Origin of the sequence: Virgibacillus sp. SK37 (assembly GCF_000725285.1) — a bacterium.
GTDB lineage: Bacteria > Bacillota > Bacilli > Bacillales > Amphibacillaceae > Virgibacillus_Q.
The window spans coordinates 2,946,495-2,966,627 of sequence record NZ_CP007161.1; the positions used below are offsets into that span (position 1 = coordinate 2,946,495).

The window sequence follows — 20,133 nt, forward strand, 5'->3', positions numbered from 1 at the left end:
TAACGCCCCTGTTCTGTTATCGGTTTAAAGCTGCTCCCTTTTCCTGTGCGGCACGTTTTCTAGGTCGTTGCTTCTTTTCACTATCTATCGGCATCGTTCCATTTTCAATGCCTAATTCATCCAACCATCGCCGATAGGCAATGGTAAGTGCATCTGACTTTAAATGCATTTCTGCTTGCAGGTCTAACGGAAGCAATTCCGGCTTTTGGCTTTCTACTATATCCAGGTCCTGATAAAAAATTGTATCCTGAAATTCCCTGAATGGCTCGTCGGGCTGATTCAGGTCGTAGTTTCTCGTTAAAAGCATAAAAACATTACATTGCTCATTGTCTTCTTGGTTAACTACTGTCAAAATCGTGAATTCCTCGTCCGACCCCTCTGTTGTTTTCGTAAATCTGGCAGCTGTTGGACTTAAAATTTCATATACATAATCTGTATAACCACCTTTTGACCGGCCATCTGCGTTTGGCTGGTATACAGGGATCTTACTTGTAATAAAGCGGCCATCTATAAAATCAACATCATAATCTACTATTTCAGCATGCTCCGCATCTCCTAGCATTCCTTCATGTACGAACATTAAATGAGAAACATCAAGGAAATTTTCTATAATTCTAGGTGCATTTGCTTTTACCTCATAGGAGCCGCAAATAATTGTTCGGTAGCCTTCCTGGTTATATTCCGGATAGTTAATTAATTGGATTGGTTCATCACCAAGGTTTACCCAAATGAGTCCTAAATACTCCTGACAATGGTACACCGTTGCTTTTGCTTTCTTCGGGATTGGCCGCTCACATGGGAGTGCAGGAATCTTAACACACGTGCCCTCTGAATTATATTCCCACGCATGGTATGCACAAACTAAATTCCCATCAACAACTTTACCTAGTGAGAGGGCAGCTCCACGATGAATACACAGGTCCTTAAAAGCATGAACGCCTTTCTCATTTCGAAAAATAACTACCTTTTCTCCAAGCACGTATACCTGCTTCGGATCTTCTTGCAGTTCCTCCGATTTACATACAGGGTGCCATTCGTTCCACAATCTATCTTGCTGCATAACCATTCCTCCTCAGATAAATTAAATTGGTTCAGGGGGACGGTTCGCTTGTCCCCGAGACAGAAGAACCTTCCCTCTGTATCAGCCTTACTTACTAACACTTATTGGAATTACGTTACTATCTTGCTTTTTTTCAGGAAGTACGAAATTAAGTACTAATGCGGCAATTGCTCCTACGGCTATACCAGAAGAAACAAAGTAAGTTACCAGATTTGGTAACCCATTCGCTATCTCTGCTGGCATAAGAACAGCAGATAATGCAAGCATGATAGGAAGTCCAATAACAATCATATTTCTTTCTGTAAATGGCGCATTTTTAATTACTTTAAAACCGTTCATCATAATAACAACACATAAAATCGCAAATACACCATTAATTACTGGGGCCGGAATGCTCGCAATAACATTCATGATTTTTGGCATCATTCCAAGTGCAATCAAAATAGCACCACCTGCAATAATCGGTTTACGGCTCTTTACACCTGTAATTGCTATGATTCCGGCATTAGAAGAATATCCTGTCACAGGTGTTCCGCCAAAGAAGGATCCAACAAAGCAACCAAGACCCTCTCCAAACGCTCCGCCATTTAATCGCTTCCCATCCAGTTTTTCATCCGCTACTTCACCTACCGTAAACCATGTGCCTGTTGTTTCAATTACGATAATCAAATAAATGGCAAGCATAATTAAAATCGCATCTATTTCAAATGTTGGTGTACCAAATGCAAATATACTTGGCAAAGCGAACCATGGAACCTCACTAACATGTGAAAAATCTACAAGACCAAAGAAAGCTGCTACTAAAGTTCCAATTCCTAATGAAAGCATGACAGAAGCTACTTTCATAAATTTAAATTTTGTTTTCACGTTGTCTCCTATATACATACAAGCAATAAGTACGGCTGCTGTAATGAAAGCAACCAGGATATTCACTTGGAAGCTTCCAGGTGCATTATAAATGGAATTAATCGCAGCGGGCATCAGGGAAATCCCTACAACGACGATAACCGTCCCTGCAACAAGTGGTGGAATGAATTTTAATACAAGCTTACTAAATATGTTTAACGGTTTGCCAAGTAGAGAAATGAGTATGGCTCCAGGTATCAGACTACCAATCATTGCTCCTATTCCTGATGTTGTGCCAATCGCTGCCAATGCGCTAATCGGAACAAACGAAGGTCCCTGCATCACAGGCAGCTTCATAGCAAAGCCAGCCTGAATGATTGTTGCAATACCACATGCAATAAACGTCATTTGGATCAATAACGCACTATCAGCTACAGAAAAGGATAATAATCCAGCCAATATAATTGGAGGAATAAAGAGGTCCATTGCGAGTACATGCTGTAGTCCAACAAAGAGCGACTTTCCAACAGAGATTTCTGCTTCCTTATCCTGCTGTTCCACCTCGTTAATTTCTGTTTCTTGTTTTCTAGCTGTGTTATCCATATTTCTAACTCCCTCCAATTTATATACATAGGTGATAATAATGAGCTTACGAATAAATTTATTTAGTTCTACTGCAAATACTAGGGCACAAACCTTATCCCGTACATTCATAGTAGGAGTAAAATGCGAACTAGAGAAAACTTACTTTTCTTTTTAATGTTAAATAACACCGCTACGGAAAAATACTGCGTTTTCGGGGGCGGCTGATGAGCCTCGGGCCAACACGATGTTGGTCATGAAGGCGTTGCGACAGGACGTCGCGACTTTAGCCTTCCAACCCCTATAACGCATTCCGGGGTCTCACCTATGCCTCATCTCCCCCAGAAGTCTCCGTATTTTTCCTTCGCTAAGGTTTATTTTTTTGCGAGCTAATAAATATAAATCTTTAAAAAACCTCTATACCAATTGATTGGAATGAAAGATGACGACTCCTGCCGGAATAGCATGAGCTGAAGACCCTGCACGGAGCGTAGCGGAGGAAGCGGCTGAAGCCATGCCGGCGGAAAGCGTTCATCTGTAATGGAAATCAATGTCGATAGGTGATCTCCTAAGAGTATTAAGACAACTGATTAGCCCCTATAACTCTGCTACAAGTTGAATACTCTCATACCTCAAAACACAAGAGCGAAGTGTATTTTCCGAAACGGCCGTCCACTTTCCCGAATCATTGAATAACCCCACCAATATATTAGGAACATTTTCACTACCAATACAAAAAAGCCCGGAATACATGCTTTTCTATGAATAAGCATGTATCCCGGGCCTCGAATGAACCGAAATAAGAATAACATCTAAAGATACATAGACGTCACCCATACAAGCTTTTCATAGTCAGTTCATTTACGGTAAACTGGTAGAAACTCGCAGGCCATATCCCTGCTATTATATGAAAAACATCATTAAGTTTGTCTTTAGTATAACATCCATTTTCTATTAAACAAGTATTTTTTTTGAAAAACTTCTACTCTATCCCTTGTCATAAACCTTGAATCCCTTAATCTATCTAGGTTTATCTCAAATATTAAAAAGCTGCACAGCCCACTGGACTTCCATATTCCATTCCATTATAATGGCTACTATAATTAACAAAATACGAACAATAAGGTGATTGATATGTATAATTATTCGTTAATTTTTCAAGGAACTGCATTTACAAGCAAATCTGCTAAGGAAATAAATATAGTAAAAGACCATCTCTTTTGTGTTGACAATAACGGAATGATTGCAGATGTCCTATCCCCTGAAGATTCACTTTACCACTCCATCATCCAGGAGTACGAAGGCAAAAGTAACTTTTACCGTCTAGAGGAAGGTCAATATCTTTTACCAGGGTTTATCGATCTACACATTCATGCACCACAATGGGCACAGGCTGGAACAGCTTTGGACCTTCCTTTGAATGATTGGTTGCAGACATACACCTTTCCACTGGAAGCTAAATTTGAGGATACGACCTTTGCCAAAAAAGTGTATGAAGATCTTGTTCATACATTATTAAAAAATGGGACGACCACCGGATTATTTTTTGCTACCGTACACAGAGAAGCAAGCTATCTATTAGCTGAAATATGTGCAGAAAAAGGGCAACGGGGATTAGTTGGTAAAGTAGTCGCAGATGATCCAGAGCAAAATCCGGATTATTACAGGGACCAGGATGCTGCCACCGCATTAACGGAAACAGAACAATTTATTATCGATGTAAAGGAATTAGCAAAAACATCCAAACAAGGTGTTTATCCAGTTGTAACCCCAAGATTCATTCCGAGCTGCACCGATGAAGCGCTAAAAGGGTTGGGTGAACTTGCTGCCAAATATGACACACATATCCAGTCCCATTGTAGTGAAAGCGACTGGGAACATGGCTTTGTTAAAGATCGATTCCATAAAACCGATACAACTGCATTAAACGACTTTGGTTTATTACAGGATAAATCAGTGATGGCGCATTCGGTATTTTTGGAAGACAACGATGTGAAATTATTTGCTGAAACAGGCACAGCTATTGGACATTGTCCCTTATCTAATGCTTATTTCGCGAACGCTGTGATGCCCCTTCGCCACTTCCATTCCCGTGGTGTGGACATCGGCTTAGGAACAGACATTTCAGCTGGAGCAACCCCTAGTCTATATGATAATGCAAAGCAAGCAGTCGTATCGTCACGCATGCTGGAGGATGGGGTAGACACCTCCCTCTCTCCCGAAGCGCGAGGTGTAGACGATTCACGCATCACAATTAAGGAAGCATTTTATTTTGCAACAGCTGGTGGTGGTAAAAGCCTGAGTCTGCCGATCGGTCGTTTGGAGAAAGGCTATGCATGGGATGTGCAAATTATTAATACAAAAGCAAGTGGAAATACCCTTCCAATTTTTGATGAAAAGGAAGACTTGGATGATGTGTTTCAAAAGATCATGTATCTCGTTAAACCCGAAAATATTAAAGAGGTATGGGTGCAAGGGGAAAAAGTAGTAGGTGATTGATTAGAATTGTAGCAAGCCTACTGTTAATAATTATTCAAAATACAAGCAGGGAAGCTTTCGATCGAAATAGATGGAAAGCTTCCCCTTTTTTACTGCAAGAGAATCTCTTCACTAAAATGAAATTGCTTTTTGAGCTCCTTTCCTCACATCAACTTATCTTTGATCTTTAAATACACTTCATCTGTTCCAATCCCTGTAAGCAATGGAACCCCGTCAATCACATTTTCCTTCCAATCATCAGGGACAATGGTTGTTGACACGATAAATGCATAGTCATCACTTCTGCTATGTGCATCACTGATGTTCGCTTGATGGAGCTCTACCTGTGAAATTAAATTTTCCTTGGACAAGTATTCCTTCACTTTCCCTAAAACAACAGTTGAAGTAGCAACTCCAGTTCCACATACAATTAGTCCCTTTTTCATAACTGGTCCCCTTTCTTCCTGATTTTATTGACATATAGTAGCCCGGCAAATGCAACGATTCCAACAGCTGCAACCCCGTACCAGCTCGCCATTTTTCCAACGCCAACAAATAAACCGGTTGTCCAAAGCGCTCCGTCTACTAATGCTGAAATACTGTGATTGTTTCCAGCATCGAATCCGGCATTGTTTGCCATTTCTGTAAATAACGGAGAAACCCATGTAGCAATATACAGACCTGCACTTATGTAAATGGTTGCAGCAATAACTGTTCGAATTATATTCCCCTTAAATACAGGGACCATTAAGCAGATTAGAAATGGGATGGTAGCCAAATCGCCAAATGGCAATACCGTATTTCCTGGTAAGATAACTGCCAAAAAAAGAGTAATCGGCACCATTAATAAGGAGGCGGACAGGACTGCAGGATGACCAACTGATATGGCACTGTCCATCCCAATGAATAAATCTCTATTCGGAAATCTTTTTTTCATCATTTCCCCAGCCGCTTCCGAAACGGGCGTTAGCCCCTCCATCAGTAATGCAACCATTTTCGGCATCAAAACAAGTACAGCACCTGTCTGTATGGCCAATTGGAGTGTTTCCTGAAGGTTATAACCTGCCAGTACACCAATAACAATACCTAATAAGACACCGAGAATCATAGAATCTCCAAGTAACCCAAACCGTTTCTGGATGGTCTCATGACTAGCCTCCAATTTATTAAACCAAGGGATGCGGTCAAAAACATAATTTAGCGGTTTTGCTAAAAAATAGGACGGTGCAGAAGCTGCATGTGGGAAGGTAATTTGCTTGAACCCATAGTAGGATTGAACATCTGAGGCAAGCAGATCACCCAAGAGAAAAATCACAATGACATGTACAGCGATGGTAAGTAATCCCAATGAAAAGCTATTTGTGACCGCATAAACAAGGGAGCCTGTAAATGCGAAATGCCAATAATTCCATATATCCACATTTAACGTCTTGGTTAGTCCGGAAAGCAACAACAAAACATTTATTCCTATGCCTATGGGAATGGCTAGACTGCCTAGTGTTGTTCCATAGGAGATAGCCGCTGCGGCTGGCCAGCCAACATCAATCGTATGTAGATCGAAACCAAGATAATCAACCATCGACTTTGCTGCAGGTCCTAAGCTGCTCGTTAACAATTCAAGAACCAAATTCAATCCGACAAAACCAATTCCTACAGTAAGCCCTGCTTGAATCGCTTTTTTCAATTTCGTTCCAAGTATAAGTGCAAAAATAAAAATGATGACAGGGAGCATAACGGAAGCTCCCAGATCAACAAACCATTGTAAGCCTTCCATAAACCCACCCCAGCAAACTATGTTTCTATGTTATTGATTAATTGAAGCAAATGACTTTTCTTTTTTATTTGGTTGAGCTGCTGCATAAATGTAGTGTCCTGCAAACATAGAAACAACTTTTGTACATGTTGTAAATGCTCTGTCGGATCCCGAAAAGCAAGCATAAAAATAAAAGATACATCTATGTCTTGCTGATCGTTGCCCATTTGCTGGAAAACTACTGGCCTTCTTAAAGCCGCAAATACGACCTGACTTTCGATAACGTGCTTGCTGTCAGCATGGGGAACCGCCACCCCGTATGGTTGTACAGGTAATCCTGTGGGAAAGCTTTGCTCCCTTTTTAAAATTGCCTCCATATAATTTGGTGTCACATACCCTGTATTTATTAACATGCTGCTCATAGCAGATAGTGCCTGTTCCTTCGTGTCCACTGTCAGATCCATCATTAAAATATCGTTCAAATTCATCATCCTAAAACTTTCAACTACCCTAAATAGCGGTGATATAGTGATCTGGCTCTCGCGGCATCATTGGTTCCATGTACAAGCACCCGTCCGTCACGGAATAACACCAGGCGATCCTCACCGATTACAAACTGCAGTAAATAAGGGTTCTGCTTGACCTTTCCCAACTTGGCCAGTTGAACAGCCAATGTTTCTAAGTCTTTTGTCTCCCTGGAGCTTGGTCGAATCTGTACCGTTTCTCTACCACATAAGATTTCCGCTTTGGTTGTATTCTCATAATCCAAAAACGGATAGATGGCATGATCCCCACATGACTTGCACTGTTGCTGTTTTAAAGACTGTACTTGGATAGTTGATTGCTGATTTTTCCATAAATCGAAAGAAATTAATTCCTGCCGCAACATATCCGTATTTTCCGTCAATATCTTTAAAGCTTCTGCCGTTTGGTGAGCTACAACCATCTGTACAACCGGACTTATAACGCCTAACGTATCACAGGTCATGCCACCAATGGGTATGCTTTCCATTAAACAGTGTAAGCATGGAGATATCCCCGGCAGGATCGTGTTACTAATTCCATAGCTTCCCACACACGATCCGTAAATCCATGGGATAGAATGCTTCTGGGAAATATCATTGATAATCATGCGAATATCAAAATTGTCTGTGGCATCAATAATCAAATCAACTCCGTGAATGAGTTGCTCGAATTCGACAGGTGTCACATCCATAATATGTGCATGAATTGTTATTCCGCTATTAATTTCCTCCAGTCTCTTCTTGGCTGCGATTACTTTTGGCATACGTTCGTTAGCATCGGCCTCTGTATATAATTGCTGTCGCTGCAAATTGCTCCATTCCACATAATCTCTGTCCACTAATGTCAATTCTCCGACCCCTGCCCTGGCCAGAATTTCTGCACTTCCAGTCCCCAGTGCACCTGCTCCAATGATTAAGGCATGCTTATTATCTAGCTTTTGCTGACCTTCAGCACCAATGCCGGAGAAGAGTATTTGTCTTGAGTAGCGGTCATGCATCACACACTGATCCCTTCCATGGGACTACTTGCAGTAGCATATCTTTTCTTACCAATTCGGCCAGCTTCATATCCAAGGCGACCTGAAATTACGGCAAGCTTCATCGCTTCCGCCATTTTAATCGGATCCTTGGCTCCCGAAACAGCTGTATTTAGTAATACTCCTTCAGCCCCTATCTCCATTGCCATGGCAGCATCCGCAGGGGAACCGATACCTGCATCCACTATGACAGGAACATTTGCCTGTTCGATGATGACACTCAAGTTCAGTGGGTTAATAATCCCTTGACCGGAACCAATCGGTGAAGCACCAGGCATGATTGCATGTGCGCCAACTTCTTCAAGCTTCCTTGCCAGGACGACATCATCTGACGTATATGGTAATACGGTAAATCCTTCCTTGACTAATTCCTCTGTCGCCTTCAATGTTTCAATCGGGTCCGGCAATAAGGTTTTATCACAGCCAATTACTTCTACTTTAACCATGTCACAGAGCCCCGACGCTTTTGCCAGTTTTGCAGTTCGAACAGCTTCTTCTGCTGTTTTGGCTCCCGCCGTGTTCGGCAATAGGCTGTATTTTTGCAAATCGAGTTTTTCCAGAAAATTCGGCTGTGATGGCTCAAAAACATTCATCCGACGCACGGAAAAAGTTAGTATCTCTGTCTCCGATACGTTAACAGCTTCTTTCTGGGTTACAAAATCAGGATATTTCCCTGTACCTAGTAATAATCTTGAATTAAATTTTTTATCTCCGATGATTAACATCTCAACCGCCTCCTACAAATTGTACTAATTCGATTTTATCGCCATCCGCTACTTCTTTTTCCGGGTGTATTGCTTTGTCCAGTATTTCTCCGTTATGCTCTACAATTACTACTGGATTCGTTATATTAAAGTGGGTCTTTACATCTGTAATTGTTTTGACAGATGTAGGCACCTGAATTTGCTTTCCGTTAACAAGTAGATTCATATTTTCACCCCCTCCAATGATTTCCTGTCCAAACGGAAGGTATCATCTACAGCCTTGCCTTCCATTAGGTCAGCAACCATTTCGCCTGTAATTGGACTTAATAAAATTCCATTTCTAAAATGACCTGTCGCTATCGTCAATCCATTAAGATCCGGATGTTTTCCAATATAAGGATATCCGTCTCCGGTTTGTGGTCGAATTCCTGACCATGCTTTTTCCCATCTAGCATTCTTTAATTCTGGAAGCAGCCTTCCTGCCATTTCAATTAATTGAAATAAACTGGCTACTTGAACTGTTGGATCCTCATCATAAGGCTTCTGTGTTGTACCAATGATGGTTCTTCCACCGGATTTAGGCACAATATATCCATTGGATAAAAATATACTCGATGTGGCAATTGGCTTATCGTGCATAACCGAAAAGCACTCTCCTTTTACCGGATACACATTCAATGCTACACCAGCATTCCTAAGTATATGCTGACTCCACGCCCCCCCAGCTACAATTATATCTTTCGCCCAAAACGTGCCGGCACTAGATTTCACCCCTGTTAAGCTTCCGTTTTCATTGATAAAATCCTTCACTTCTGTATGCTCCAACATATCTGCGCCAAGCTTTTTGGCGGATTCTGCAAAGGCATGGGCCAGAAGCGGTGCGGAAACCTGCCCATCATTCGGTAGATATACCCCACCAAAGGCAGCTTCCGACAATCCAGGCTCCCGCTTTTTCAGCTCTTCTGCAGGTAACCATTCTGCTTCCTCCCCGATCGATTGCTGGTATGCAGCGACTGCTTTTAAATGCGCTACTTCTTCTTCGGTTTGCGCGACTTTTATAATGCCACTTTGCATCAATTCGATATCGACACCCGAGATTTGGTATAATTCCTTTGCCAATTCAGGGAATCTGGACCTACTCTGTCTCGCTAAGTTAAATAACGGGCTATCTCCTTCCAGCTCGGATTGAGCACCAAGCATACCAGCTGCGGCACTGGAAGCTTTCTCTGCCAAACCATCCTTTTCCAAAACGAGTACACGATGGTTACGTTTACTTAGTTGAAAGGCAATGGAACTGCCAATCACGCCTCCTCCAACTATAATAGAATCATAATGACGCTTCACATGACCACCTCGCTTTTTGTTAATGCGTATCTATATTCCTGTGCTGCCTTCTGTGGATCCTTTGCAAGTAATATCCCTGAAAGAATAGCTACACCACTTGCACCATGTGCCATTACCTCTTGTACATTTCCAGGGTTTATTCCCCCAATACCAATTACCGGTGCGGAAACTTGCCTGGCAACATGCTGTAAGCTTCCCACGCCCTTAGGCTCCAGATTAGGTTTGGAGGCGGTTTCAAATAGATGTCCATATACAAGAAAATCCGCTCCCTGTCCCGCCAGGTGTGTTGCTTCACTTGCCGTATGTACAGAGCAACCAACCTTTAATTCGGGAAATGCGCTATTCACCTTAGCCACTTCCATGCTTCGATAGGTCAGTTGGACACCATGAACTCCCGTTTGATGTGCTACATCCACACGATGATTCACAATGAGCTTTTCCTTTGGGACCCCACTGGCAGAAAGCTTTTCAATGGTCTGTACCAATTCTTGGTCAGTCCATTTCGGTTCACGTAAATGCAAAAAGTCTATGTAATGATGGATTTCAGCAACAATGGAAACAAGTTTGTCTGATGTTTGCTGACCTGTAGAAATCACATGCAGTTTCTTTATGTTGACCGCCTCCCTTTTTTGTGATTTTTAAAAAAACGGATAAATCCAAGGTTGCTGTAATTGTTAGGTTGCTTAAATGGCAACTTCCTACAGCATAATTTTTGCGTAGTTTTAGGAAAGTCACTGTAGTGATAACTTCAGAAGAATCTAGCTACACATAAAATCCGGGCCTAATATATATGTTTGAGTCCTCCAATGATTCGCAGAACGTATAAACTCGAACTAACTAAGAATATAGAGGCTGCGTAAATCACCGCTACGGGGAAATATTCCGCTTTCCGCGGGCGGCTGATAAGCCTCCTCACGCTACGCGTTCCGTGGTCTCATCGAGGCCTCTCCTCCCGCAGGAGTCTCCATATTTCCCCTTCGCTACTACTTACTTTTTTATCTAGGAAAAAAACTGCGTTCGTATACAACCAGGATGTGCTGTGTACGAATTGATTGGAGTGGAAGGCGGCAATCTAAGAACGCCACGTCCTGGGACTGCGCTAACTCGTCCCACCGAAAACATTTGTGGCAACGATTGCATAACCAACGTCCTGTTGGCCCGCGACTCCTGCCGGAATAGCATGAGCTGAAGACCCTGGACGGAGCGTAGCGGAGGAAGCGGCTGAAGCCATGCCGGCGGAAAGCGTCCATCTGTAATGGAAATCAATGGGTTTATCCGCTTACTAGAGGGACCTAATACTAAAGGTTTCTCTAGTTCGCCCTTCCCTCCAACTATCAATGTAATGAGACAACATTTGTGCCCCAACATTTGCAATAGAAACTAAGTTCTTTCCCTCCTGTTATTCAGGAAAACAAAAAAACCACTCTTCCTTAATAGGGAAAAGTGGTTTGTACGCTTGTATTTTCATAAAAATATAAACGGATACCAATCCACCACTTCCCTACGCCGGCACTAACCGTCTCAAGTTCAAAGAGTCCCAAAGTCAATCACTTTGATCTCAGCCCTTTTAAAAGGCACCCCTAGTGGAATCGCATATTAAATTGTTCTTGATAAGAAATTTATCACGCTTATTTAAAATTGTCAATAATAATTTATTTTTCTGATAATGTTTAGGCTGGTTTGAGTTGTTATCTATTCTCTCTAGCAATTTCCACAAACAGATTGGAAGTTCCTTGTTCCACCTTTATTCCAAATTGTTCATGGATAGGATAGCTTCAAGGTACTTCTGTTTCTTTTTTGCTATCCCCCCTAAATCATATTCTAACACTTCCTCATATTCCAAGATGTTCCCTTGTTCGATTGATCCATAATATTTATCAAGTAAAACTTCAAATGCCGACTCATTTAGTTGCAAGAGTTCGGAGACCAAAAACTTTTGAAGAGTGCTTCTCTCCAGGATTTTAGTTACCGATATTAGAAATCGTTTATATACTCGCCCTAATCAGATTATGCAACCGTGCACGCAATCTGATAATATGTGGCTCTCTTCCATAATGAACCCGATTGGTTAGTAAAATAACATGCAATTGGGCTTCGGGATCAAACCATATACTTGTACCCGTAAAGCCTGTATGTCCATAAGCACTAGCGGAGAACAGATCTCCACAGGAAGATAATTTCGGACTTTTCAGCATCCACCCAAGTCCCCTATATCCCTCATCGAATGGGGTATGGTTTTGCCTAGCCAGTCTTAGTACACTTTCTGAAAGAATGCGTTTTCCTTTATACATGCCGTTATTTTCTATCATTCTTGCAAAATTGCTTAAATCGCCTACCGTAGAAAATAAACCAGCATGGCCACTAATACCATTCATTGCATAAGCATTTTCATCATGCACGATTCCTCGTTTATAATCACCGAGCTCTTCACTATATTCTGTGACAGCAAAATCCCCCGTACTCTTTGTGGGGTTAAATGTTGTTTTTGTCATTTCCAAGGGAGTAAATACTTCCTTATTAACAAATACGTCAAATGGCTCAGCCGTAATTGTTTCTATCATTTGATAAAGTGTAATAAAGCTTAAATCACTATACACAACCATGGAGCCTGGTTTGTATTCAAGAGGCTCTGTGAGCGCGCGTTGGAGTATTTGATCTCTCGTCAAATTTTCTTTATAAAATTGCCGGTGTGCTGGAAAACCAGCAGTATGTGTTAATAAATGTCTGATAGTTACTTGTTCTTTGCCATTCTTCGAGAAAACTGGCAGGAAAAAACTAACTGGATCATCCAAACGTATGTCACCACGATCTATTAGCTTCAAGACAGCAGGAAGGGTAGCAATGACTTTTGTAAGAGAGGCAAGATCAAACGTTGTATCTATCTGCATATGGGAGGCTGTGGGATGCACTGCTCGATAGCCAATTGCCTCACGAAAAATTGTCTCACCTTGATACCCTACATGTAGCACCGCACCAGGGATATGCTTTGCATCAATCTCTTTTTGCATAAATGCTCGGACTTTTTCTATCATTGGGTACGCCTCCCCGTATGTAAAGATTTTTTATAAGAATCATAGCTTTTCCAAATGGTATAGCCAAGTTTTCTATAGAATACTACGAGCCCTGTCCAATCAATCACAATCCGATGGATACCTCGTTTTCGTAGCTCCGCAATTCCTGCTTCTACAATTGCAAGCCCATATCCCTGGCCTCGTTCTCTATCATCTACTCCCAATGGACCAACTCCCCCAAGTTCCTCTTTGAAGAGGGGCGCCCAATAAACATTTTGAGCAATGAACGGTGAACGAGAATCATTTACTCTACAGAAACCAATAATTTTACCCTGTTTTTTCATGACAATAAATTCACGGCCAGTTCCTCCACGCTCAAAATATTTTATAGCTTCATATTCCCAGCGCCCTGGAAAACAGCGGTTCATAAATGCAAGAAATACTTCTTTCTCATCAATAGCTAGAACGGAGAACGTCACGCTAGAATTCGTTGGTTCCTCAATCCCTTCGCTAGCAGCATATTCTTTCATCATGTCATGCTCCTGTACATACATTTTATATCCTTTCGCTTCAAACCATTGCTTTGCTTTCATATTGGTTTCTGGAATACCAGGGAAATAATGCCACGGGTCTCTCCCAAGCAAAATCCTTCCCATGCCTCGATCACGAAAAACTTTTTCCGCATGGACCAGTAAGCGAGAACCAATTCCCTTATTCTGATCCTGTTTCGCCACTACAAGAACTTGAATCCACCCTGTGCTGGTTGGCATGGAAACAGAAGCTGCTTCCTGCCACATTTTTGCAATGATAAACCCAATTACCTCATTAGCATCATTGATTGCAATCAGGGACCCTTCCCAGCTCACATTCTCATCCTGAAAACTATTTTGTTCAAATAGCTCTGTCCTCATCGGAAAGTCTGTGCCTAATTCTTTATTCCACAAATCAACCAACTGTTGTAAATAGATTGCATTCCATTTAACAAGCTTCATCTTTTTCACCCCCGTTTAGACATCTTATAGTTTTGGATAAATTCGTGTTCGTTAATTTGAATCCCGTCTTTTTTTAATGCCGCGATAACAGCTCCACCTGCAGGATCAATTTCAGGCATGATAAAGTGAACTTTCTTCCCAAGTAGTTTTAACGTTTGTGCCATTGTTTCTTGGATTAAGTCAACGCGGTTAAAAATACCTCCTGCTAGAACAACAGGCACAACTTGTCTTTCCTCTTTAAAATGATTAGAAATTAACCTAGCAATCGATTTTCCGATTTCTTCCCCTTGCTGCTCAATTATTGAAAGGGCAATTGTATCAACTTGATCAGCTGCCTTAAAAACAAGCCTGCTTAATGATGCAATTTCTACTTTTACATCAGCAGCTTGATAGACATGTGGAATTACATCAGGCAATTCTTTTTCATGAAAATGCTCCAGAATAAATTCACCCAATAATGTAGGTATCCTTCTTTCATCAAGTGCTTTAAAAGCTGCTTGTAAGGCATCTCTGCCAATAGAAAAACCACTGCCTTTTTCATCAATAAAATGTCCCCAGCCACCAACACGACCGTGTTCCCCATCTGCATTAACCCCATAGGTGATAGAACCTGTACCGGAAATTTGTACAATTCCCGGCTTGCCGAACGTTCCAGAATATAATGCAGTTACTGCATCATTATCTACACTAATATTTTCATATCCCTCCAGAATTACGGACAAAATCTGTTTCATTCTTTGTTTGGAAGCTTGTCTGCTTACCCCGGACATTCCGGCAAATACTTGAATAATATCGTTTATTTGCAGATTACTTTGTTTCCAAAGCTCATTTAATAGGTTCTGAAATCTTAATTTCATGGTTTCTTCAGGTACACTATTCGGATTAGTTGCTTCAACTAGCGCTTCAGCAATCACCTTTCCTTTTGCTGTTGTAATGATTGCTTTTGTTTTTGTCCCTCCACCATCAATCCCCAAATAATACATAAAAAATCTCCTCCATGTAACAAAAGGATTAACTCCTGTTGAGCTAACCCTTGTATGTTTAAGTACTTCTTTATCTTTTTTTACTAGTGCCATTACCATTCATTGTAAGAAAATCTACTGCATCCCTTGTTGCTCCTAGATGCTTTACTGTCTCTTCATATTGCATGGAAGCAACACACATAAAGAGAATATCAACTACTTGCAGTTGAGCAAGACGGGAAGAAGTTGCTCCACTGCGAAAGGTTGGCTCACTGGAAGCAGAAGTAAACAAGTTAACATCCGCTTGATCAGCAACCGTTGACCTGCCATATTTTGTCAGGCTGATCGTCTTAACCTTGTTTTCCTTAGCTAGCTGTAGAATTTTTGCTATTTCAGGAGTTTCTCCAGAAAAAGATATCCCCACAACAACGTCCTTTTCTTCTGCATTAGCTACAAGCGTTGCAGCCATATGCATATCTTTAAAAGCATATGCAGTCTTGTCAATACGCAAAAATTTCTGCTGGGCATCTTCTGCTGCAATGCTTGAAGCTCCGACTCCAATAAAGTGAATTCGTCTGGACGCTCTCAATATATCAACCGCTTTTTGCAATTCATCTTTATTTAGCATGTCAGCCGTCTCACGAACAGTTTGAATCGTATTATCAATCATTTTCTTTATGATGGAATTTGCTGATTCATTTGGTTGGATATCCTGATAGCCAACATGATCACCAGGTTTTCTCAAATCTCCAGCAATTCTTAGCTTCAAATCCTGATAGCCTTTTAAATCTAACGACTTACATAAACGAATAACGGCCGCCCCACTCGTGGCACTTTTTTTCGCCAATTCATTTACCGTTAGCGAAATAGCCTCTTGGGGATTATTTATAATATATGCTGCAATTTTCTTCTCAGATGGGGCCAACTTCGGCAGCATTTCCTTTAAAATAACAATGCCTCCTGTTGTGCTCATGCAATCAGCTCACTTTAAATTGTTTTAGTCTGGACAAAGATGTATCTGGTTTTTCGAAAGCTTTCTATATAGAAGACACTTCTCGGACACGCTCTCTTATTATACCTTCTCTTTCTGTGCACGTTCAATTGCCTCACGAACAAATCCATTTGCCAAGGTGATATAGCTTTGTGCCTCTTCAAAGGAGACATTAGCTTTTATCATGACAATTGCCGGTTTTACCTCATAATTAGTTATTTCCAAAATTTCAGATGCTCTTTCATCAGACACTCTTGTAATCGTGCTCACAATGCTCTTCGCACGATCTTTCAATTTCTTGTTACTCACCTTCACATCAACCATTAAATTCTCGTACACTTTGCCAATTTTAATCATCGATGTAGTTGTGATCATATTTAAAATCATTTTATGTGCGGTTGCTGCTTTCATTCTTGTGGATCCTGTCAACACCTCAGGACCAGTCTCCACCTCTATAGCAATAGATGCAAATTTACTGATCGCGGAATCCAGATTGCTGGAAAGGCTGACAGTTACTGCTCCCTCACTTTGCGCATGCTTTAATGCGCCTATTACATATGGTGTTCTGCCACTGGCAGCAATGCCAATAACTACATCCAAGTCGGTTATATTTCTCTTTTCAAGATCCTCTATGCCTCTTTCTTCCTCATCCTCTGCACCTTCCACTGCTTGAACAAACGCGCCTGTACCTCCAGCCATCACTGCTTGAACAAGCTCAGGTGAGGTGCTAAACGTAGGTGGGCATTCGACCGCATCCATAATCCCGATCCTTCCACTCGTTCCAGCACCTACGTAAAAAAGCTTTCCCCCACGCTGTAAGGCATGAGAAACAGCGTCTACAACTTTTTCAATCTGAGGAAGCACCTGCTGTACCCGTTGCGCTACGGTCATATCTTCCTTATTAATTACATCCAAAATTTCTTTTGTAGACATTGTATCAATATTTGCTGTATGTTGATTTCTTGTTTCTGTCGTTAAATTGGTCAGTTTCATCTATTCTCTCCATCCTACTTATATAATAGATAACTCTCTCTTTGTTTTCTAAAAGCTTCTAGTTCCTTATTGCATGCTTCAAAAAATGGTTGGACTGTACGTTTTAAAATGATTTGCTTCAAACTCTTCGTTCCTGCTAAAAGGTCAAAGAAATATTTACCCTGTTCATTTGTTATGAACTTAAATTCACTTTGGTACATTTCTGCAATTATTTCTATAAGTGAAATACCTGCTTCAAAGGAATTTAACTTCTTTCGATCAGATACATGCAATTGGACGCCTCCACATATCTCATTTTGGTGTTTTTGATATGTCGGAATAAAGGAAGTCGGTCTTGCCAAAACGCCCGGTATCTGTTTTTTGTTAAAGACCTTTGCAAGTTTTTGTCCATCAATAAATGGTGCACCAACCTGCTCAAACGGCTTTGTAGTACCCCGACCTTCAGAAAGATTTGTTCCTTCAAAGAGACATGTACCCGGATATAAAATATTCATCTCAATATTCGTAGTGTTCGGGGAGGGTGGAACCCAAAAAAGTCCTGTCTCATCATAATATTTATCTCGTTGCCAGCCCTCCATCGGAATTACCGTAAGCTCACAATTATAGTCAAATTCATGTTTAAACATAAGAGCAAGCTCAGCTACAGTCATGCCATGCCGATTTGGTATTGGCAATAGCCCTACAAATGAGCGTACATCTTCTTCTACAAGGTTCCCTTCCATTTGTGTGCCTGCTACAGGATTGGGACGATCCAGAACAACAAATTGTTTTCTGTATTCTTTACATGCTTCCATCACATAAGCCATCGTATAAATATATGTATAATATCTCGCGCCAATATCCTGGAGATCAAATAATAAAACATCTACATCTGCCAGCATTGCTTGATCAGGTTTACGTGTAGCACCATACAAACTGTAAACAGGTAAACCAGTGTAGGGGTCTATTGCGGATTCAAGCTTTTCTCCTTCCTTGGCATCACCACGAATGCCATGCTCAGGAGCATACAATGCTGTTAATTGAATATCCGGATGTTCATGAAATAAATCAATTGCAGGAACAAGCTTCTCATTCACTCCGGTCATATTCGTTATTAAACCAATTCGTTTCCCTATAAAATTTTTATATTCTCTTTCAAGAAACACATCAAGACCAATTTTCATATAATCCACCTTTTTTCGTTCATGCTGCCTTTTCTTCTTATATGAAGCTTACGTTTGCTCTTCAAATTAGGATAGGCTGACAGGCAAAGCTCCATTCGCCTGCTCTTTTCCAAATAACGCACCAACAGCAATCTGAATTGCCGTGGTGGTGGGTTCATATGTACAAATAGACGCTGAGACTTTTGGTAATAGAGCGATGTCATATGGACTTTTCATTGCTATAACAATGATTGGGATGCCTATTTCTTGGATATATTGCACTAGACTTACTAGCTTGCTTTCCGTTGTAAGGCCATTTGTTCCAATGATCACATAATCATAATCCTTAGCTTTATGGGCAATGGATGTAATGCTTTCATCTGAAGCATTACTGGGAAATGGCATTACGTGGCAATTTTTCTGATATACTTTTATCGCACCACTCAATGAGAAGTCGATATGCTTCTTATCTTCCACTATAGTCATTGCTTCATCTCCTGGAGTAATTAACAAGATCTTACTTGTTGATGAACAGCTCAGTGGAAGAAGGCCTTCATTATTTACAATCGTAACACTTTCACGAAATACAGATGCCGCAAGCTTTTCATGTGCTTCTCCCCCAACAAAATCAGCCACTGCAGGCGGAGTATCAAGTAAATGCAAATCCTCCCACTGCAAATATGCAGCTTTTAGCCTTTGAATTCTTTTATTCGCTATTTCGACAGCATGCATGACAGATTCGTCCTGTTCAGCTTCAAGAAGCATTTTCTCTATCGCCTGTATCTGTGTCTCATATGTATGAGAAATCATAATTAAATCAATACCAGCCTGTATCGCACGAACCGCACCCTTATCCGTACCGATACCATGCGAAATTGCATTCATCTCCATACAATCTGTCGTTACCACACCATCAAAACCGAGTTCTTCTCTTAATAGGTCAGTAATTACCTTCTTCGATAACGTAGCCGGAAGACCTGCTTCATCATCAATAGAAGGGAAATAAACATGGGCAGACATCACGGTATCGACACCTGCTTGGATGTTTTTATTAAATGGGAAGAGTTCTACTTCATCCAGGCGTTTTTTATTATGAGAAATGACAGGTAAAGCCAGATGCGGGTCTACTCCCATATCTCCATAACCTGGAAAGTGCTTCAAGGTTGTAATTACGCCGGCAGCTTGCATCCCTTTCATAGCTGCTTCACCAAACATGGCCACTTTATCCGGCGACTCGCCAAAAGACCTTACCCCAATGACAGGATTCCGCGGATTATTATTCACATCAACAACCGGCGATAAGTTCCAATTAATTCCTAACGCCTTTAGTTCTTTTCCAGTGGCAACACCGACATGATAGGCATTTTCCACTTGTTGTGTTGCTCCTAAAGCCATTGCTCCTGGAAAAGCCGTGGTCCCCTCACCTAAGCGGCGTACAATCCCATTTTCCTGATCAATGCAAATGAATAATGGCTGTTGATATCCTGCCTGTTTTGCTTCCTTCTGCAGTGCTGTCGTTAACTGAAGAACTTCACTAGGCGTACCAATATTGCGACTGAACAAGATAATTCCGCCAATATGGTATTCATGAATCATTTCTTTCATATGCTTGGGCATTGTCTTACCATCAAAGCCAACCACTAGCATTTGACCGATTTGACGTTTTAATTCTCTTACGTTGTCCACCATAGACCCTCCATTTTTTACAAAATAA

At 41.1% G+C, this 20,133-nt stretch carries 18 protein-coding genes and 2 riboswitches; of the genes, 1 reads left to right on the forward strand and 17 read right to left on the reverse strand.

Annotated elements, in window-relative coordinates:
- Positions 1 to 16 precede the first annotated feature (16 nt).
- Together X953_RS14835 and X953_RS14840 are read right to left on the reverse strand one after the other, a co-directional pair.
- The gene (locus X953_RS14835) at positions 17 to 1,060 is read right to left on the reverse strand and encodes an aromatic ring-hydroxylating dioxygenase subunit alpha (RefSeq protein WP_040956283.1); all 1,044 of its coding nucleotides are present in this window, start codon (positions 1,058 to 1,060) and stop codon (positions 17 to 19) included.
- Positions 1,061 to 1,147: 87 nt separating this feature from the next.
- Positions 1,148 to 2,509, reverse strand: coding sequence for a nucleobase:cation symporter-2 family protein (locus tag X953_RS14840; RefSeq protein WP_040956284.1), 1,362 nt, complete (start codon positions 2,507 to 2,509; stop codon positions 1,148 to 1,150).
- A gap of 808 nt (positions 2,510 to 3,317) precedes the next feature.
- A riboswitch (purine riboswitch) is annotated at positions 3,318 to 3,419 on the reverse strand.
- A gap of 203 nt (positions 3,420 to 3,622) precedes the next feature.
- On the opposite strand from X953_RS14840, the gene guaD reads away from it, so the two are divergent.
- Positions 3,623 to 4,987, forward strand: coding sequence for a guanine deaminase (gene guaD / locus X953_RS14845; protein WP_040956285.1), 1,365 nt, complete (start codon positions 3,623 to 3,625; stop codon positions 4,985 to 4,987).
- A gap of 143 nt (positions 4,988 to 5,130) precedes the next feature.
- On the opposite strand, the gene X953_RS14850 is transcribed toward guaD, so the two are convergent.
- The 15 genes from X953_RS14850 to nagZ all read right to left on the reverse strand — a co-directional run bounded on the left by X953_RS14850 (position 5,131) and on the right by nagZ (position 20,108).
- Positions 5,131 to 5,412 carry a PTS sugar transporter subunit IIB gene (locus X953_RS14850; RefSeq protein WP_040956286.1) on the reverse strand — a complete coding sequence of 94 codons (282 nt, stop codon included), beginning with the start codon at positions 5,410 to 5,412 and terminating at the stop codon, positions 5,131 to 5,133.
- Entirely contained in the window at positions 5,409 to 6,740 is a 1,332-nt protein-coding gene (locus X953_RS14855) for a PTS galactitol transporter subunit IIC (protein WP_040956287.1), read from the reverse strand. Before X953_RS14855 ends, X953_RS14850 begins: the two co-directional genes overlap by 4 nt.
- A 17-nt stretch (positions 6,741 to 6,757) precedes the next feature.
- A complete protein-coding gene (locus X953_RS14860) occupies positions 6,758 to 7,201 on the reverse strand; it encodes a PTS sugar transporter subunit IIA (protein WP_052350155.1) in 444 nt (147 codons plus the stop codon).
- 23 nt (positions 7,202 to 7,224) lie between these two features.
- On the reverse strand, positions 7,225 to 8,241 hold the full coding sequence (locus X953_RS14865; protein WP_040956288.1) for a thiazole biosynthesis adenylyltransferase ThiF: 1,017 nt from the start codon (positions 8,239 to 8,241) through the stop codon (positions 7,225 to 7,227).
- Positions 8,241 to 9,005 (reverse strand): thiazole synthase, encoded by a 765-nt coding sequence (locus tag X953_RS14870; protein ID WP_040956289.1) that lies wholly within the window; start codon positions 9,003 to 9,005, stop codon positions 8,241 to 8,243. Before X953_RS14870 ends, X953_RS14865 begins: the two co-directional genes overlap by 1 nt.
- A gap of 1 nt (position 9,006) precedes the next feature.
- The gene (gene thiS, locus X953_RS14875) at positions 9,007 to 9,210 is read right to left on the reverse strand and encodes a sulfur carrier protein ThiS (RefSeq protein WP_040956290.1); all 204 of its coding nucleotides are present in this window, start codon (positions 9,208 to 9,210) and stop codon (positions 9,007 to 9,009) included.
- The gene (gene thiO / locus X953_RS14880; protein WP_040956291.1) at positions 9,207 to 10,328 is read right to left on the reverse strand and encodes a glycine oxidase ThiO; all 1,122 of its coding nucleotides are present in this window, start codon (positions 10,326 to 10,328) and stop codon (positions 9,207 to 9,209) included. The genes thiS and thiO overlap by 4 nt, the downstream gene beginning before the upstream one ends.
- The gene (locus X953_RS14885; RefSeq protein WP_232217737.1) at positions 10,325 to 10,924 is read right to left on the reverse strand and encodes a thiamine phosphate synthase; all 600 of its coding nucleotides are present in this window, start codon (positions 10,922 to 10,924) and stop codon (positions 10,325 to 10,327) included. Before X953_RS14885 ends, thiO begins: the two co-directional genes overlap by 4 nt.
- An 885-nt stretch (positions 10,925 to 11,809) precedes the next feature.
- Positions 11,810 to 11,920: riboswitch (TPP riboswitch) on the reverse strand.
- A 393-nt stretch (positions 11,921 to 12,313) separates the two neighbouring features.
- Positions 12,314 to 13,360 carry a serine hydrolase gene (locus X953_RS14900; RefSeq protein WP_040956295.1) on the reverse strand — a complete coding sequence of 349 codons (1,047 nt, stop codon included), beginning with the start codon at positions 13,358 to 13,360 and terminating at the stop codon, positions 12,314 to 12,316.
- Complete coding sequence (locus tag X953_RS14905; protein ID WP_040956296.1) at positions 13,357 to 14,331, reverse strand: GNAT family N-acetyltransferase; 975 nt, start codon at positions 14,329 to 14,331, stop codon at positions 13,357 to 13,359. The genes X953_RS14900 and X953_RS14905 overlap by 4 nt, the downstream gene beginning before the upstream one ends.
- Before the next feature lie 5 nt (positions 14,332 to 14,336).
- The gene (locus X953_RS14910) at positions 14,337 to 15,314 is read right to left on the reverse strand and encodes an N-acetylglucosamine kinase (RefSeq protein WP_198023281.1); all 978 of its coding nucleotides are present in this window, start codon (positions 15,312 to 15,314) and stop codon (positions 14,337 to 14,339) included.
- A 70-nt stretch (positions 15,315 to 15,384) separates the two neighbouring features.
- Positions 15,385 to 16,266 (reverse strand): MurR/RpiR family transcriptional regulator, encoded by an 882-nt coding sequence (locus X953_RS14915; protein WP_040956298.1) that lies wholly within the window; start codon positions 16,264 to 16,266, stop codon positions 15,385 to 15,387.
- Positions 16,267 to 16,365: 99 nt separating this feature from the next.
- Entirely contained in the window at positions 16,366 to 17,277 is a 912-nt protein-coding gene (murQ, locus tag X953_RS14920; protein WP_040956299.1) for an N-acetylmuramic acid 6-phosphate etherase, read from the reverse strand.
- Positions 17,278 to 17,291: 14 nt separating this feature from the next.
- On the reverse strand, positions 17,292 to 18,440 hold the full coding sequence (locus tag X953_RS14925) for an exo-beta-N-acetylmuramidase NamZ domain-containing protein (RefSeq protein ID WP_040956300.1): 1,149 nt from the start codon (positions 18,438 to 18,440) through the stop codon (positions 17,292 to 17,294).
- A gap of 66 nt (positions 18,441 to 18,506) precedes the next feature.
- Positions 18,507 to 20,108 (reverse strand): beta-N-acetylhexosaminidase, encoded by a 1,602-nt coding sequence (nagZ, locus tag X953_RS14930; RefSeq protein WP_040956301.1) that lies wholly within the window; start codon positions 20,106 to 20,108, stop codon positions 18,507 to 18,509.
- Positions 20,109 to 20,133: the final 25 nt, after the last annotated feature.